Source organism: Acidimicrobiia bacterium (assembly GCA_030584185.1).
Taxonomy (GTDB): Bacteria; Actinomycetota; Acidimicrobiia; order Spongiisociales; family UBA11373.
The window spans coordinates 1,196,090-1,212,394 of the sequence record CP129495.1 but is presented as its reverse complement, the minus strand read 5'-3'; the positions used below and the strand labels follow the sequence as shown (position 1 = coordinate 1,212,394).

Here is a 16,305-nt window from a genome sequence, read left to right as displayed (position 1 = left end):
GCGCGAGACTAGGAGCCCCTGCTCGGCTGACCACTGTCGGTCGTACGTGCCGCCGGTTCGGCCACCCAGCCGAGGAGCATCTCCTGTTCTCGCGGGGTCATCGGCTCCACGCCGGCGCCTTCGAGGGCGACGGTCAGTTCCTGCCCGATGGGGGCGGCCATCTCGGCGATCGCCCCCGGGTGGTAGCGCTCGGTCCAGGCCGTCGCCTCGCGGGTTGGCCTGAGGATTCGTAGCGGTTCGTCGAACACGGTTCCCTCCAGCTCGGGAACCCGCGCCAGGGCGTACTCGAGGACGGGCTGGGACGGATAGGGAGGCCCTCCGGAGAAGTCGGCGATCACTTCCCGCGAAGCGGCCAACCGCTTCAGGGCAGTCGGTTCCATGGGCCGTTCGTCCAGAGCGGCGAGGAGCAGCTGCGACCACGCGCACTTGCGACATGAGAGGCACGGCGTGGAGTAGTTGCCTCTTGCACACGAGCGCGCCAGGGTGCCGAGCGGTGTCCGGGACGCCAGGGGTCGGGTCACCACCTCGAACATCGAAGCCACCGGGTACACCAGGTTCACGCCGGCGGCGGCGAACGCCTCGATCCAGGCCATCTCGGGGTCGGGACGGCGGGCCCCTACCTCAGGAAGGACATATGTGCCGTTGAGAGTCCGGCCCAGGGCGAGAGTCCCCAGGCCGACCTTGTCGGCGGCGAGTACCGGGCCTGCCAGCACAGCCTCGGTCTGCGGATAGGTGGGAAAGGGACGGGCTGCAACGAACTCGAGGTCGGATTCGACCAGCACGACCTCCTCGCCCAGGCCGGCGGCGCTCTCGACGAGGCGGCGGGTCACCCCGGCGGTGATGTGTCCGGCGCGGTTCGGCACCGACCGCGATGTGACCCGTACAAGGTGCCAGAGGGGGAGCGGGCCGAGCAGGAGGCGGGAGGCGATGCTGTCCGGCCCGCCGGAGTAGGAAAGGATTCTTCCGGGGCCCGGGGTGCGCGACGTCAGGTGGGAGTCGACGGGGCACACCTCGATACCGAGAGCCCTCTCCACTGCTTCGGCGAACCGGGGGGACACCCCCCTTTCGACCATCATGGTGTGCCGTGTCCAGGGCCGGGCCACGGTGAGCGCCGCCAGGGCCACGAGATCGGGGTGGGGTTCGGGGATCGGCTCGGGAAGTGTGAGGCGGAACTGCTGCGCCACGAGTTCGACGGTCATGTGGAACTGACCTGTGCCCCTCAACTCTTCCCCTGGGAGGAGGTCGATCCGGAACCTGGCGGTGGCGCCCTCCCACCTGACGGAGACCCGCATCGGGCGAGACTAGGGCCGGCCCAACGGCGGCCCGTACACTCGCCCAGGACTTCAGGAGGCTTCGATCATGATCCGCAGGCTGCGGGAACGCACCAAGGCGACCCTCGACCGGAGGTACGCCACGTTGGAACAGGCCGAGGAGCTGCTGTCTGCTCTGCGCGCCGAGGTCGATGATGCCCGTGCCGATTTGGAGAGCCTCCGTGCCGAGGTCGGCAGCCTTATGGCAGGTATCGAAGGGTTGGCGCGCAAGGGATCGGACTTCATTGCCGCCGAGAACCCGCACGAGATGCGCAAGAAGCTGTTCGAGGCCCATCGCCTCGCAGTCGAATCTGGCCGAGCCATCGAGTTGATCCTGCAGACCGAGGTGCTGATGTGGCAGGAGATCGACCGGGTCGCTGCGACGATCGGTCTGGAGACCGATCCGATCAGCCGGCTGGTGTGAGGTTCCGGGCACTACCGGCGGCTCCGGAGCGGGCCACCCACGATTCGACGCGTGCCTCCTCGTCGTGGGTCATGAACCGCACGCCCTCCGCCGCGGCCCGGGCGACCAGGCGGGCGGCCTCCTCGGCGGGCAGGAGGTTCAGAGCTGGCCCGTAGATCGCCTCCAGCCACAAGGTGTCCTCGACGGTCGGTCGCAGGGCGTCGCGCAGTGGCTGGAACACCGATCCCTCCAGGCCGGGCACGCGGGCCAGGCCGTACTCGAAGGTGTGCTGGTTCTGCACCGGGGTTCGCGAGAGGAACTCGACCACCCTCGGGCTGGCGGCGAGTCGGTCGAGGGCCTCGACGGTCATGGGGCGTGCCTCGACCGCCGCCTTGAGCAGCTCCTTGCGGGCACACTTGACACATCCCAGGCAGGGGCCGCGCCGGTCGCCAAGGGTGCACGACCGGGAGAGGTCGGAGAGGCGGTGCCGGGCGCCGAGCCTGGTGGTGATCACCTCGGAGACACCGGCCACTGGCAGCAGCATCTCCAGCCCCACTGCAGCGAACACGCGCACCCAGCGATCGTCCTCGGCGGCGAAGGGGCGCCATCGAAACCCCCGGCCGACGTACATGTGGGAGAGGTCCAGCCCGTAGACCACGCCGCCCAGGTCGAGATCATCGGCGAGAAGCAGGGGACCGAGGGCCCATGTCATGGCATGGGGGAATGTGGGATGAGGTCGTGAGCAGACGAACTCGACGTCGGATCGGATGAAGTGCACCTCCTCGCCGCGCCCGGCGGCCTGTCGGGCGAGATCCCGGGCGATGTCGTCCCGGTGATGGGTGGCCCGGTTGGGGACACGCGGGTGCTTCGCCCGGGTCATGTGGATGAACGCCAGGCCGGGCCCGAGCAGCGTCTCGGCGGTGAGGCTGTCGGGTCCACCCGAGTAGAGGAGTGCGGTCCGGCTCCCCCGCTCTCGTCGCGGCAGCATCGGGTCGATGGGCTCGACCGAGATCCCCAGAGCGGCCTCGACCGTCCCGGCGAAGTGGGCCGAGACGCCCCGATCCAGACGCAGGGTTCGGGCGGTCCAGGGCCTGGCTGCGGTGAGGGCGGAAAGGGCCGCCACATCGGGATGGGGCTCATCAACCCGTCGAGGGAGTTCGACCCGGAACTGACCCGTCGTCAGCGCGATCCGCATGTCGTATTGCCCGACGGCAGCAGTCGCCTCTCCGGGTAGGAGATCGAGCCGAAAGACGGCGTGGTCTCCCTGGTGGCGGAATCCGGCGCGCATGTATCTCCCAGCCGGGCACCATACCGGCTCGGCATGGGCTGGTGCCTGGCGAGGCGGCCATCCTCGATCTCAGCGGTCAGCCGAGGGTCCGAATCGGCTCGTGGAATCCCAACTGCGGACCAGCTCCAGGTCTCCCGGGGTCATCGGCTCCACCACCGAGTGAATGGCATCGGTCACGTCTCGACGCAATCGCTTCGGTACGTTCTCGGGGATCGCCGGGTAGAAGTGGCGCCCCACCCACTCGGTGTCTTCCCGTGGGTGGCGAAGCCTCTCGACGGCCGCCTCCAGAGGATGGCCCCTCAGGTCGACCCGGTTGAGGAGGTACTCGATCACGTTGAGCCCGGGGATGGCGGTCCCCGCCACCAGCTCCCTGGTGACGGGATGATCTGCGGTGAGGTTGCGAAGCAGCCGCCGGTCGGGTTCGCGCCCGGCGGCAGCCGCCACCACCAGCTCCTTGCGCAGGCACTTCATGCAGGAGAAGCAAGGGGCATCGGGGCCGCCGAAGGTGCAGGATCGTGTCATCCCTCGGTACGGTGAAGCGGCGACGATCCGGCTGGTGGAGACCTCGGTGAGGCCGGCGACCGGGCGGATCAGGGTGAGCCCGACGGCATCGAAGAGTCGACGCCAGGCCTCTCCGGCAGGGATCTCGCGGAAGCGTCCGTTGGGCATGTACGCCGACCCGAGGACTGCGCCGACGGCGATGCCACCCAGGTCGAGTCGGTCGGCGAGGAGGATGGAGATGGCAGCGATCCCCGGCCACGAGGCCAGGGTGGGATGGGGGGCGGCGACGAGGAACTCGCAGTCGCTGTATCCGATGTGGACCTGGCGCCCGAAGCCGGAGAACTGCTTGACCACCGCTTCCAGGACGTCGGCCCGATAGCGGGTGTGGAGGTTGGGAACGCGCCGGCTGGAGAGCCGGCGAAGGTGGATGAGTGGGCTGTTGGCGGGGAGCGCGAGGGCGGCGGCCGTCGAATCGGTTCCCCCCCCGAACGAGATTCCGATCGTACCCCCCGAAGATCGTGGGCTCGTCGAACGATCTACCGGCCGGACGGCGAAGCCAAGGGCATTGGCGACCTCGTCGGCGAACTCGGGCGACACCCCGCGGTCGAGGTCGAGGCGCGAGGCGATGAAGGGCCCGGCGAGTGCCAGCGTGAGGAGGGCGAAGAGGTCGGGGTGCACGGTGCCGCCGATCTCGGCCTCGAACCTGGACTCGGTGCCCGCCAGGCGGACGCGGGCACCCTCCTGCCCGGAACTTACGGCCCGATCGTCGGGATCGAGACGCAGGTCGAGGGTGGCGACCGCCTCGCCAACTCTCCAGGACGCCCTCATGTGTTGGCGTCGCGGAACGCGAGTACGAGCTGCAGTGTCGATTCCATCGACGGGCTATCGCGCTTCGGTGCCTGCGGCATCACCGGCATCCTGGCGATACCGGTCGACGGTGAGGGCGATCCCGTCGCGCAGGGGGGTCTCGATGTCGGCCCACCCGGGGACCATGGAGTGGAGGCGCGAGACATCGACGTCTTTGCGGTACTGGCCATCCGGCCCGGTACCCGGGAACACGATCAGGCCCTCGAAGCCGGCGACCTCGGCCACCAGGTGTGCGAGTTCGGCGATCGACTGGCACTCGGCCGGCCCCACATTCACCGTGGCGTCGAGAGGTCCGGTCTCGACGAGGTGGGCGATGAGGGCTGCGAGGTCGAGGTTGAGAACATGCTGACGGATCGGGCGGCCGGTGCCGAGGAACTCGACCTCGGGATCGCCTGCTTCACGAGCGGCCTCGATCTTGTGCACCGCCGCCGCCAGGAAGTGGGACTTTCGGGATCCGAAATGATCGAACGGCCCATAGATGTTCACCGGGACCAGGGCGGTGTAGGGGATCCGGTACTGGTCGTGGAGGGCGGTGATGGCGTACCACAACGCTCGCTTGGCACCGGCGTACGGGGCATTGGAGGGCGGTGGCGGCCCCCGGTCTATGAGGTCCTCGGTCATCGGGTAGAGGTCCTCGTCCACCGAGTCCGGGTACATGCACGCGGAGAGAATGGTCACTGCGTGTCGCGGGGGGAAGTGGCGCATCGCCCCGAGGACGCCGCCATCGATGAGCACGTTGTCGAGGATCATGTCGGCGGGGTGATCGGTGTTCTCCAGGATCCCCCCGACACGAGCAGCGAGGTGGACCACGACCTCCGGGCGATGATCGGAGAAGTACTGGGTGACCGCCTCCGGGTGGCGCAGGTCGAGGTCGCGGGTCGACACTCCGGTGGCCTCCGGCATGCGCCCCATGACCGCCCTGCCGACGAATCCGGTGGCACCGGTGACGAGGATCATGCCGGGGACACTAGATGCATCGGCTCGTCAGGAACGACGCCTGCGCCACCGCCAGGGACGCATCAGCCGTCCGAGCAGGTCGGCGATGCGGATCGCCTTGCGCCCGGAAAGCGACTCGGCGTACCCCCGCAGCGACCGGTTCTCGGCCAGCAGGTGGGCGGAATCGGGGCGTATCACCGGTCCGAGTGACTCGGGTTCGAAGTCGGCGCTCCCGAACAGATTGGCCGCAATGTCGCGTCGTTCGGGCACGGGGGCGATCGCCTGTGCCATCTCGGCCCGGGCTCGCGCCCGTACCTTGATGCAGTCCATGGTCGCGCCACCGAGGTCGGCGCGCACCACACCCGGGCCGTCGGCCTTCATGACATCCACGATGGCGCCGAGGGAGCATGGCCCGACCAGGGTGGGCGAACTCAGCCGGGCCACCATCCAGGCGAATCGCTCCAGGGCGGCCAGCTCCTCGACGCCGGGGTCGACCCGCACCCGCGGATCCGGGTCGAACTCGCGGTGTAGGGCGACTGCGTCCTCGGCGCCTACCCCGGTCACCGCCACCACGAGGTCGTGGAAGTCGCCGGCCAGGATGGTGCCGACACACGCCTCGACGACACCGAGGGTGGCTCCGTCGGCCGGCACCTCCACGACGACGGCCGGTCGCTCGTAGGTCCTTCCCGGTGCCGGCTGGCGGTACCCGGGGTCGGCGATCAGGTGTCGCAGCCGCCGCCGCTGCGACCGCAGCGAGCGCATCTCCTGCTCGGAAGGCTCTTCGCCGGGACCGTCATGCCAGGCCAGCGCCGCCGGCTCCGGGATCACCACCGCTCCCAGCTGCATCAGCCGGTAGCCGAACTCGTTGTCCTCGCCTCCCCACTGCTTGAACGACTCATCGAATCCGCCGGCCTCCTCGAACAGGTTGCGGCAGACCCCGAGGTTGCCGCCGCTGGCAATTCGGTAGGCATCCTCGGAGTGGCGGGTTAGGTCTTCAGTTCTTCGCAGGTGGTCGACGATCCATGCGGGCCTCTCGTGGGGGCCGGTGCCGGCGAGAGACTCCAGTGTCCCGCCGGCGACCGCCCCGGCGACGGCGTCGGGTTCGACCCCGGTGAAGTCGCCGTGGCGCCGCATCCCGATGGTGACCAGGCCGGATGCGGCGTGGTGCCATCGGGCGTGCGCCTCGACCAGGGTTCTGGCGGGGATCATGTCGGAGTCGAGGAAGACGAGGATCTCCCCTCCGGCATGGCGAGCGCCCAGGTTGCGAGCAGCGGCTAGGCGGAACCCCAGATCGGGTTGAGCCACCACCGTGGTGGTCGGCAGCCCCTCGATCCCGTCGACCTCGGGCGGTGCCGTGGAGCCGTCGTCGGCGACGACGATCTCGATCAGGTGCCGCGGGTAGGACTGGGCGGTGAGACCGGCGAGCACCAGGCGGAGGGGACCCGGCCGCTCGTAGTAGGGGATGACCACCGTCACCGGGAGGGTCGGCCGCCAGCGCCCCAGTGCGGATGGTTCGAGGAGTCGCCAATCGTTGCCCGGGACCATCGCCGGTGGTGGCGGTGATGCTGGCCTGCCGCTCATCGTCCCCCCTCGTCGACGAGGGCGAGATCGAGGCGGCGTCCCTCCCAGAGGTGTTCCGTGCCTGCAAGCATCTCACCGTCCTCGACCTTCCAGGTGTGGTCGCCGTGGCGGACCAGGACATACCCGAAGGCGTGGGTGACGTACATGCTGCATCCGGCGTCGCGTGCCCGGCGGTACAGCGAAACGTCGACGCTCTTGTGCCGGCGTTCGAAGCCGAGCCGGGTGACGACTTCGCGCCGCATGAACATGGTGCCTCCGGCGACATGGCGCTGGAAGCGCTCGGGCACCCAGGTGGGGCGAAGGGCGGTCTGGTCGGTCGCCTCCAGGTGCAGCCAGGCCGCCGGTTTCCCCACGATGTCGGCGCCCGAGAACCGGTGGGCGATCAGCAGGTCGGCCAGGTGTTCCGCCCCATACCAATCGTCGTCGTCCATCTTGGTGACGAACTCGCCGGTCGTCACCGCCAGCCCGGCGTTGAGGCAGTCGCCGAAGGTCCAGGTGGCCGGCGCCCGGACCACCTTCACCGGGAAGGGTCGGTTCGTCGTGAGCCGCTCGACCTCCGCATCCTGGAAGCCTCCGCCATGGAGGACGAGGACCAATTCGATGGCCACCCCGGCCTGGCGTTCGACATTGGAGATCGCCCTGTCGAGGAAGCCCGGTCGGCGTGTGGCGAGGAGAACCGAGATGCGTTCCGTGGTGTCGCCCGGGATCCGCAGCGCCGTCAGGATCCGCTCGAAGCGCTGCCGGGTGGTGTGGTTGGACAGCACCGGCCGGCGTCCCATGACGCCCCGGCGCTCCCGCTCGATCGGGTCGGCCACGAGGCGCTCCGCCACGCCGCCGGCCTCCTCACCCGAGGCAACCCCGAGGACTGCGTCGAGGGGGAGCATCTCCGAGAGCAGGGCCGACCCGGGGGTGATCACGGGCGTTCCCGCCGCCAGAACGCTCAGAACGGCACCGACGAACTCGGCTTCCGTGCCGTACATGTCAGGGAGCGCCAAGACGGCGGCGTGGCGCTTGGCGATCTCCGCCAGCATCCGTGTCGAGGTCACCTCGGGTCGGGCGCGCCTGCGAAGGCGTCGCGGGAGTCGTGCCCTGGTGCCGTACACCACGAGTCGCGACTCCAGTGCTGCGACCAGATGGTCGTCGGCAAGGCTGCGAGAGGGCAGGTCGGGGTAAGGCAGGATCAGGGCCACGTTCGGCTCGGGATCGCGTCTCCAACCGATCGGGTTGGCCACCGAGACATCGACGCAGGGCGCAACTGCGAGTACCTCCACCCCGGCGTGCCGCCGGGCCGATGCTGCGATCATCGGGTCTTCGGCGACGACCAGCGATGCCAGTGGGGCCAGGCCGAGGTCGTCGTGGGTGGAGGCGAGCAGCACCACCGGGACGCCGGCTGCTGCGACGGCGTGAATGGCCTCCAGAGGTGGCGCCTGACCACCCGGCTCGAGGATCAGCATGTCGATCCCCTCCTCCAGGACCGCGTCGAGTTCGCCGGCGCCTTCGGGCAGGGGTAGGTGACGGGCCACGGTGGCGAAGGTCGGCGCAGGCGACCCCCATTGGAGGACCCTGATCCACGGGAAGTCGTGCCGTTCCCGCCATCTGGTCACCCCGGCAAGGGTGGCGGTGAGGGTGGGGACATCGGTGTGGATAGGAGGCTTGGGTGCCGGCATGCGGTGCAGCGCCCGCCCCAGGCGCCGGGGGAGTCCGAGGAGTCCCCGAAGACTGCCGGACCCGCCGAGGGCCATGCCCAGCCTTGCAGCCCTCCAGGACTTGAGCACGTCTGCCTCGTAACGCGCATCGGAATGTCGATCCTGGGCGGCTGCGATCTGCAGTGCTATCGCCTCGGGGCGCGGCTCGGGAGGAGGGAGGGACCGGGCCGTCCCCAGGCGATGCCGCGCCTCGGCGAGGAGTTGGCGCCCGCGTTGCGCCTCCGCTTCGGCCGACGAAGCCCGTTCGGCGGCGGACAGATACCTCAGACGGGCCTGCTCGGCGCCCCGCTGCACGTCGAGGAGGCAGCGTTCGGTGAGCTCCTGCAGTGGGGGCAGGAAGCGGCTGCGAGACGCTTCGTCGCCCGGCGAGGAGCGCAGGGTCATCGACATCCCGATGTGGCTGAACCGGCCGTCCGGAAAGGCGACGTAGGTGGAGTCGTTCAGGTCGAACCAGTCGCCGAAGAGATCGACCAGATCGCTGGGCAGCAGCGGCTCCTTGTGATCCACATCTGGGAAGAGGCCGAGGGTGGTGGTGATCACCAGCCTGCCTCCGGCCTCGAGCACGCGACGAGCCTGATCCACCAGGGCCCGGGGATCGATCAGGTGCTCGATAACCTCGCCCATCACGACCGTGTCGAAGGAGTCGTCCTCGAAAGGACTCAAGGATCCGTCGGTGAGTACGAACTCGAGACGATCCTGGACCGCCTCAGGCTCAGCCCCGCGTTCGGCCAGGGCGTAGGCATGTGCCGTCTCGTCGATCTCGGCGCCGACCACGGAGGCGCCCTCCCTGGCGAGCAGGATGGCGACTATCCCCTGCGATGAGCCGACGTCGAGCACCCGCTTTCCGGTCACCTGCGAGCACAGCCAGTGGATCCGTCGTCGCTCGTGGTCCTGCGAGTCGGCGGTGCCGTGGGTCCCGTAGTAGCGCTCGCTGATGCGGTTGGTGCGATCCACGGTCATCGGCTGAGATCACGCTCCTTCTGGGCAGGCGGCGAGCGTGGCTGCCAGCGGCTTCCCGCTGACGGTTCTTTCTACCACTTCGGCCAGGCTCGGATCGGTCTCCAGGAGCGCCGCCACCTCGGCACATGCTCGATCGGTCTCTCCCGCGTGGTCGTACAGGGCGGCCCCGGCGATTCGCAGGTAGGCGCCGTCGGCCGTCGGGAAGGTTCGGCCAAACTCGACCAGCCAGTGCGCCGCTTCGCTGGGCCCGGCCACAGGATGGTCCGGGGTGTAGAGCACCATGCCTGGTGAGGCCTCGGTCGCCGTCCAGTCGGCCACTTCGACCGCAGGCCCGTTGAGGGCGATCAGGAAGGGTGCTTGTGGTCCAACGAGCCCTGGATTCTCTACCACCCAGCGCATGATCGTGCCTGGGTGGGTGCCGTAGCGACCTCGACCCGCGTACCCGGCGCGGTACGCCCCCAGCGGTCGGACGTTGTCGAAGAAGACGATCGTCTCGGGGGTGGCTGTGCGCTCGACCAGCATCGTGAGTGGTTCGTAGTCGCCCCACTCGTCGGTGCGGAGGTCGTCGACGAGCGCCACGGCGCCGATCGCCAGGAAGGCGGAGAGGGTGACCCCCACGGCGGCCCTCCCCAGCGGCGCGCCGCTCCTCTCGATGGCCCACTCGGTGACGAAGCCGAAGATGACGGCGAACGGGAGCCACCAGGAGAAGGCGTAGCGCTCGTAGAACGGTTGGCTCGGTCGGGCGGTGATCATGAAGGCCGCTGCGAAACCCAGCGGCATGAGGGCCACGGGCCAGATCCACCAGAGTTCGAAGAGGCGCTTCCTCACCTTGGGAATCGATCCGGCGAAGACGATGATGGCGAGTGCGATCCATGCAGGTCTGAATGCCCCATCCAGGGCTGCGGGTAGGTCGGTTACCAGCCTCCCGAGTCTCTCCAAGACGTCGACCTGCTGAGTATCGGTGTAGGCGGACACCTCGTCCAGGAGGGCGACGGAAACGGGTGCCGCCACGAGCAGGGTCGCAGCACCGGTGGCCACCAGGGGGAGCAGAGCGGCGCCCCCCGCCGGGAGGCGTCCAAGCCTGTGAAAGACGAACAGCGATCCGAACGCAAGGAAGAGGAAGATCCCGGGTTCGACGGCGCGCGACAGCGGCAACAACATGGCGGTGACTGTCAGCACGGCGCCGTGCCACCAGCGACCCGACTCCAGCCAACGAGTGGCCGAAAACACGAAGGCGATCTCGAGGAACAGGGGGAATGCGTATGGCCGGGCGTAGGCGATGTAGCTGACGACCAGTGGCGCCGTTCCCAGGGCGAGGACGGCTGCGGCGGCGCCGAGCCGCAGGCCCTCCTGCCACAGCAGGGTCGCCAACAGGATCAGTGCGGCGACGCCGAAGACGACCGGATGGAGTCGCTGCCGGATGTCACCGACCCCGACGACCTTCTGGGTGACAGAGCCGATGATGGCGTCCAGAGGGGGCTGATCCTGGGCCATCGACTGCTCGATCACGCCCGAGATCGGTCGCTCGTAATACCCAGCCTGCCGCAGCTCGTCTATGTGATACGGTTCTTCGACCATTCCCACGATGAACGCGATCAGCGAGAACGTGATCGCCGCCACGACGGCGAAGACCGCCAAGCGGGATCTTGACCCGGGAACGGCATCGATCACCGGCGAAACAGCTCGCGAAAGTAGAGCTTGATGAATCGCCAACCGGTGATCAACGACTTGGCCTTGATCTCACCGCCGATTCGCTGACCCTCGACGGTTGGGAACTCCACCACCTTCATCCTCTGCTTGTACGCCCGGATGGAGGTCTGATACTCGATCGTGTGGCCCTCGCCGTCCGCCCGTAGCCGGCCCCAGGCTTCGGTGGTGATCGCCCGATAGCCGTTGATGGCGTCTCTGATCCGGTACTGGCGACGCCACACACCCCAGGTGAGCCAGGCCAGCCAGTCGAAGGCGAGGTTCGCCCACTTGCGGGGACGCCACCAGGAGGCGTCCTCCTCATTGACCGCACCCTTCATCATGCGGGATGCGATCACCATGTCGGCGCCACCTTCCAGGAAGGAGCGGAATCGGCCTATGTCGGCAGGGTCCTCGTTGCCATCGGGGCTGAAGAAGATGATGGCGTCGGTTCCCTCGGGCGGCTCGGTGAAGGCGATCCGGAAGGCCTCACCCCTACCGGGGGATGGCTGAGCGAGCACCGGGATGTCGTGCTCAGCGAGGATGTCGCGCGAACGATCCGTGGAGTTGCCGTCCACACAGACCACATACTCCACCGCCTGCCTGTCGATCTGCGGGAGGATCACCGGGAGTGCGTCCTGTTCGTTCTTGTTGAGGATCACCAGTCCGATCTTCAAGCATCTGCCTCTCTCGTTGCGCCTCCGGTCTCCAGCGACAGACCGCAGGCGAGCATCTCCGCCTCCACCATCTCGCGCACCAGATCCTCGAAGGAGGTCCTCGGCTTCCAGCCCAGGTCGTGTGCCGCCTTGGCGGCGTCGGCTCGAAGGGCGTGAACCTCGGCGGGTCGGAAGTAGCGGGGGTCGATCCGAACGTGCTTCTCCCAATCGAGTCCGGCCAGTCCAAAAGCGGCCTCGACAAACTCCTGAACCGAGTGGTCGACGCCGGTTCCGATCACGAAGTCGTCAGCGGTCGGATGCCTGGTGATGGCATGTACTGCCTCCATGTAATCGCGGGCATGCCCCCAGTCGCGACGCGCCTCGAGATTGCCCAGGTAGAGGAGCTTCTGCTCCCCGATGAGCAGTCGGGGGATCGCCATGGCGATCTTGCGGGTGACGAACGTCTCGCCGCGGCGAGGTGACTCGTGGTTGAAGAGGATGCCGGTGGAGGCGTGCATGCCGTACGAGAGCCGGTAGGTGATGGTCGCCCAGTGGGCATAGAGCTTGGCAACGGCGTACGGCGAGGTGGGCTGAAAGGCCGTGGCCTCGTTCTGGGGGGGAGGACTGTTGCCGAACATCTCCGAGGACGAAGCCTGATAGAAGCGGCAGGAGTGATCGGCCTCCCGGATCGCCTCGAGGAGGCGAATGGCTCCCAGCGCAGTGACGTCGCCTGTGTACTCGGGCACGTCGAAGCTGACCCGGACGTGGCTCTGGGCGGCCAGGTTGTAGATCTCGTCGGGTCGGATGCGTGTGATGAGGCGTGCAAGATGCGAGGAGTCGGCCAGGTCTCCGTAGTGGAGGTGCAGCCTGACATCCTCCTTGTGTGGGTCCTGATAGAGGTGGAGTATCCGACCGGTGTTGAACGATGAGGAACGCCGGATGATCCCGTGGACCTCGTATCCCTTGTCCAGAAGCAGTTCGGTGAGGTAGCTGCCGTCCTGGCCGGTGATTCCTGTGATGAGCGCCGTTGGCATGTGTGCTTCGCTGTAGGGAGGGCGTCGGTGGGCAACGGTACCTGAGCATATGGAAATCCTCTAGTCTCGGCTCGCGGGCGTCCCTGAACCGAGTCAGCACAAGCATGTCAGCGCACTCGAACACCTGGCCAGCGTTGTTCGCTCGCCTGTCCCGGCTACGGCACTCCTGGCTGGTCCTCGCCGGAGTGGGTTTCTTGGCGCTTCAGGTACTCCTGACAACCCAGGCTCGACTGCTTGAGTGGGATGAGGCCGTCTATCTCTCGCAAGTGACACCCGGCCGCCTTGCCCTCAACCTCTTCGCTCACAGGTCCCGTGGGATCACGTACGTGGTGGCACCAGCAAGCGCGACGGGGGTTGACCTGCATGCGGTGCGTTGGTACCTGGCGGTGGTTACCTCGGTCTTGATCGTTGGTGCGTTCTCGGAGTGGCGCCCGCTCACCGGGAGGGCTGCGGCACTCGCTGCCGGGATTTTCGCGTCAAGCTGGATCGCGATCTATTACGGATCCGAGATCCAACCCAACGTGATCCTTGCATTAGCCGCTGTCGGACTGGTTGGTTCAGCACTGAGGCTAAGAGGAGTTGGCGCGGATGGTTCGCGTTGGATTCCAGTGGTCCTATGGGGGGCACTTGCAGGTTCGTTGCGTCCTGTCGAAACGGCGATCTTGGTTGTCGTCCTGCTCGCGGGAATCGCGGTTGGCCCTGGTAAGCGGGTAGCGCCTGCGCTTGCCATTTCGGGTGGTGCCGCACTGGGGGCGTTGCCATGGGTCGTGGAGGCATTCGTGCGTTGGGGGGGTCCGCTGGCGAGGGCCCGAGCGGCTTCGAAGTCGGTCGTCTCGGGGCTCTCGATGAATGTGGCCGAACATGCACGGCTCCTGGACGGGCCACTGATCGGTCCTGATCGGTCAGGTGGCATCCCATGGTCCGGCCTCATCTGGTGGGTCATCCTGATACTGCTTGCCGTCTTGGGCGCACTATTGGCGCAGCGCCGCACCGATGTCGTGCTGGTAGGGGCTGCAGGTGTTGCTGTCGCTGGCTTCTTCTTCTTTGGTATAGGAGCCACGGCCCCGCGCTTCTTGGCACCGACCTACGCGCTGCTGGCCGTTCCAGCCGGCGTCGGTCTCCTCCATGGGCTACGCCGGGTGCGGCTCGGCTGGGTCCGGCTTGTTGCTGTGGCCACGCTCCTGGCGTCCCCGTGGTGGCACGGTTCGGTCGCCGTCAGAATCGATCGGGAGCAGGTCGAAGCTCGTGCGGTGGCTGCGGTTCTGGCGGATCGTCTTGCCAATGAGGCGGCCGGAAGGTCGTGCGTATTCGCCAGCCAGTACGGGTATCCACAGCTGCAGTACTGGTCGGGCTGTCGCGGGACCATCTACCGCAACGGTGAGATCGAATCGCCTGCTTTGATCACCCAGGCTGAGGCAACGGGCTCGGCTGCTTTCGTCTTGGCCGTCTCGACGCCACCGGCAGGCTCGTTTCTCGATGGTTGGGTTGCAGTACCCATGGATGAGATCGGGTGGACCCTGTACATGCCCGAGCTCCCGGCGAGTCCGTGACCTGGGAACATGTTCGGCAGTGGAGAGTGATCTGAGGATCGGGGTAGGTCGCGGCCTCTTGCCGCTGAGGCAAACGCGAGACCGCTCATGACCACGCGACTCCTGGGCCGGCTGCGCGCCCTGCCCGGGTATGTGCGTTGGCGTCTGACCGGCTCACCGCTGCCTTCGCAGGAGGCGACCTTTGAGCGGTGGCATGAGGCGTACGACGGGCTCCTGCCCAGGCGGCGGCGAGGCCAGATTGGGGTGGTCGTCGAGGTCGGGGGGCTGCCCTCCACCGAACTGGCGGCCTCACTTCAGCGGCAGTCGCTTACCCCCGCCTCGGTCGTGATCGTCGGGGGGTCTCCTGCGGTTCTGCCTTTCCCGGCGCGTCAGCTTGCCGCCGACACCCCCCTGGAGGTGGCGGCCACCGTGGCAGGGGGCAGGGTCACCGTCTTCGTCACCGGCGACACCGTGCTCGCACCTCACACCCTGGCCTGGCTGGCGTCGACCGACGCCGACCTGATCTATGGCGACGAGCAGGTCGACGGTTCGGAAGGTGCGCTCGAGATCCCTCCTTTCAGGCCGGCCTGGTCACCGCGAATGCTCCTCGGGCACGACCTGGCCGGCTCGGTGTTCGCCGTCTCGTCTGCCGCCCTCGCCCGGCTGGGCCCCCCCGGGGCGCCCGCCGGCCCGGGTGGCGGGTTGGACCTCCTACTGCACCTTTCCGAGATGCCGCTGCGCGTGGCCCACATCCCGATGATCCTCTCGCGGCGCACTTCACGGGCTGCGGCACCCGACGGGATCGGGGCGGCGCAGGCGGCAATGGATCGTCGCGGCATCGCGGGCGAGGTGACTGCGGAGGCGTCAGGGATCCGCCGGATGCGGTTTCGACCCCCGACTCGGCGTGCCTCGGTGAAGATCGTGATGCCGACCCGCGACCGGCCCGAACTGTTGCGACGGGCGACCTCCGGTGTGCTCGGTTCGACGAGGGGAGTCTCGTTGCACCTGATCCTCGTCGACAACGGGACGAGAGACGCCGCCGCCCTGGCCCTCCTGGAGCGCTTGTCGGGTGACTCCCGGGTGACGGTCGTGGCTGCCGACGAGCCTTTCAACTTCTCCCGTCTGGTGAACCTGGGCGCAGCTTCCGGTCCCGAAGCGGAGCTGCTTCTGCTGCTCAACAACGATGTCGAGGTGAGACATCCCGACTGGCTCCTGCAACTGTCCGGCTGGCTCGACGATCCCGGCGTGGTCGGTGTCGGACCCAAGCTGCTGTTCCCCGGCGGGACCGTCCAGCACGCCGGGATGGTGTTCGGCCTCGGCGGGATCGTCGGTCACGTCGGGCTCCACGAGCCCGATTCCCTCGCCCCGGGCGGCTTGCCCGACGTGGCGCGCGAGGTCGCCTGCCTCACCGGGGCCTGCCTCCTGGTGCGGTCCGGCGACTTCACCGCTGTCGGCGGTCTGGACGAGGCGCTCCCCATCGACTTCCAGGATGTCGACCTCTGCCTGCGGTTGCGGCGCCACCTCGGTGGCGACCTGATGTACGACCCGACCTACCCCCTGACCCACGTCCAGATGGGCACCCGCGACCCCGCCGAGGCAGGCGGGGCGGCGGCGATCGCCCTCATGCGGGCGCGGTGGGGCCGGGTGCTCGAAGAGCCCGACCCCCACTACAACCCGCACCTCTCCCTCGACCCTTCGCAGCGGATGGCGCCCATTCCCGGCCGCAGGGCGGAGCGGATGGCCCGGCTGCGGCCGCGCCTGGTAGACCATCGCGGTGTGGCGCGCACTCGAGGGACGTCACGGCCGGATGAAGCCTCCCGGTAACCTCACTAGGGCCCGCGCCAGGGG

General features: G+C 68.1%; 12 protein-coding genes. 3 read left to right on the top strand and 9 right to left on the bottom strand.

All coding sequences use genetic code 11. The annotated features are described in order from the left end of the window. Positions 1–8: 8 nt before the first annotated feature. A complete protein-coding gene (locus QY307_06165) occupies positions 9–1,292 on the bottom strand; it encodes a DUF6395 domain-containing protein (protein ID WKZ81686.1) in 1,284 nt (427 codons plus the stop codon). Positions 1,293–1,359: 67 nt separating this feature from the next. Here QY307_06165 and QY307_06160 point away from each other — a divergent pair, with 67 nt between their 5' ends. Further along, a complete protein-coding gene (locus QY307_06160) occupies positions 1,360–1,734 on the top strand; it encodes a hypothetical protein (GenBank protein ID WKZ81685.1) in 375 nt (124 codons plus the stop codon). Here the strand turns inward: QY307_06160 and QY307_06155 are convergent. From QY307_06155 to gmd, 8 genes are all read right to left on the bottom strand, one after another. Then, positions 1,718–3,001, bottom strand: coding sequence for a DUF6395 domain-containing protein (locus QY307_06155; protein ID WKZ81684.1), 1,284 nt, complete (start codon positions 2,999–3,001; stop codon positions 1,718–1,720). The two genes, QY307_06160 and QY307_06155, sit on opposite strands and share 17 nt — an antisense overlap. A 69-nt stretch (positions 3,002–3,070) precedes the next feature. Continuing rightward, positions 3,071–4,330, bottom strand: coding sequence for a DUF6395 domain-containing protein (locus QY307_06150; GenBank protein ID WKZ81683.1), 1,260 nt, complete (start codon positions 4,328–4,330; stop codon positions 3,071–3,073). A gap of 54 nt (positions 4,331–4,384) precedes the next feature. Further along, entirely contained in the window at positions 4,385–5,326 is a 942-nt protein-coding gene (locus tag QY307_06145) for an NAD-dependent epimerase/dehydratase family protein (GenBank protein ID WKZ81682.1), read from the bottom strand. 27 nt (positions 5,327–5,353) lie between these two features. Further along, a complete protein-coding gene (locus tag QY307_06140; protein ID WKZ81681.1) occupies positions 5,354–6,886 on the bottom strand; it encodes a glycosyltransferase in 1,533 nt (510 codons plus the stop codon). After that, a complete protein-coding gene (locus tag QY307_06135; GenBank protein ID WKZ81680.1) occupies positions 6,883–9,552 on the bottom strand; it encodes a methyltransferase domain-containing protein in 2,670 nt (889 codons plus the stop codon). Before QY307_06135 ends, QY307_06140 begins: the two co-directional genes overlap by 4 nt. A gap of 9 nt (positions 9,553–9,561) precedes the next feature. Further along, positions 9,562–11,190 carry a hypothetical protein gene (locus QY307_06130; GenBank protein ID WKZ81679.1) on the bottom strand — a complete coding sequence of 543 codons (1,629 nt, stop codon included), beginning with the start codon at positions 11,188–11,190 and terminating at the stop codon, positions 9,562–9,564. 29 nt (positions 11,191–11,219) lie between these two features. Beyond that, positions 11,220–11,915, bottom strand: coding sequence for a glycosyltransferase (locus QY307_06125; protein ID WKZ81678.1), 696 nt, complete (start codon positions 11,913–11,915; stop codon positions 11,220–11,222). Continuing rightward, entirely contained in the window at positions 11,912–12,928 is a 1,017-nt protein-coding gene (gmd, locus tag QY307_06120) for a GDP-mannose 4,6-dehydratase (protein WKZ81677.1), read from the bottom strand. The genes QY307_06125 and gmd overlap by 4 nt, the downstream gene beginning before the upstream one ends. Before the next feature lie 845 nt (positions 12,929–13,773). Here gmd and QY307_06115 point away from each other — a divergent pair. After that, entirely contained in the window at positions 13,774–14,478 is a 705-nt protein-coding gene (locus QY307_06115; protein ID WKZ81676.1) for a hypothetical protein, read from the top strand. An 87-nt stretch (positions 14,479–14,565) separates the two neighbouring features. After that, a complete protein-coding gene (locus tag QY307_06110) occupies positions 14,566–16,281 on the top strand; it encodes a glycosyltransferase (protein ID WKZ81675.1) in 1,716 nt (571 codons plus the stop codon). The last annotated feature ends 24 nt before the right edge of the window (positions 16,282–16,305 follow it).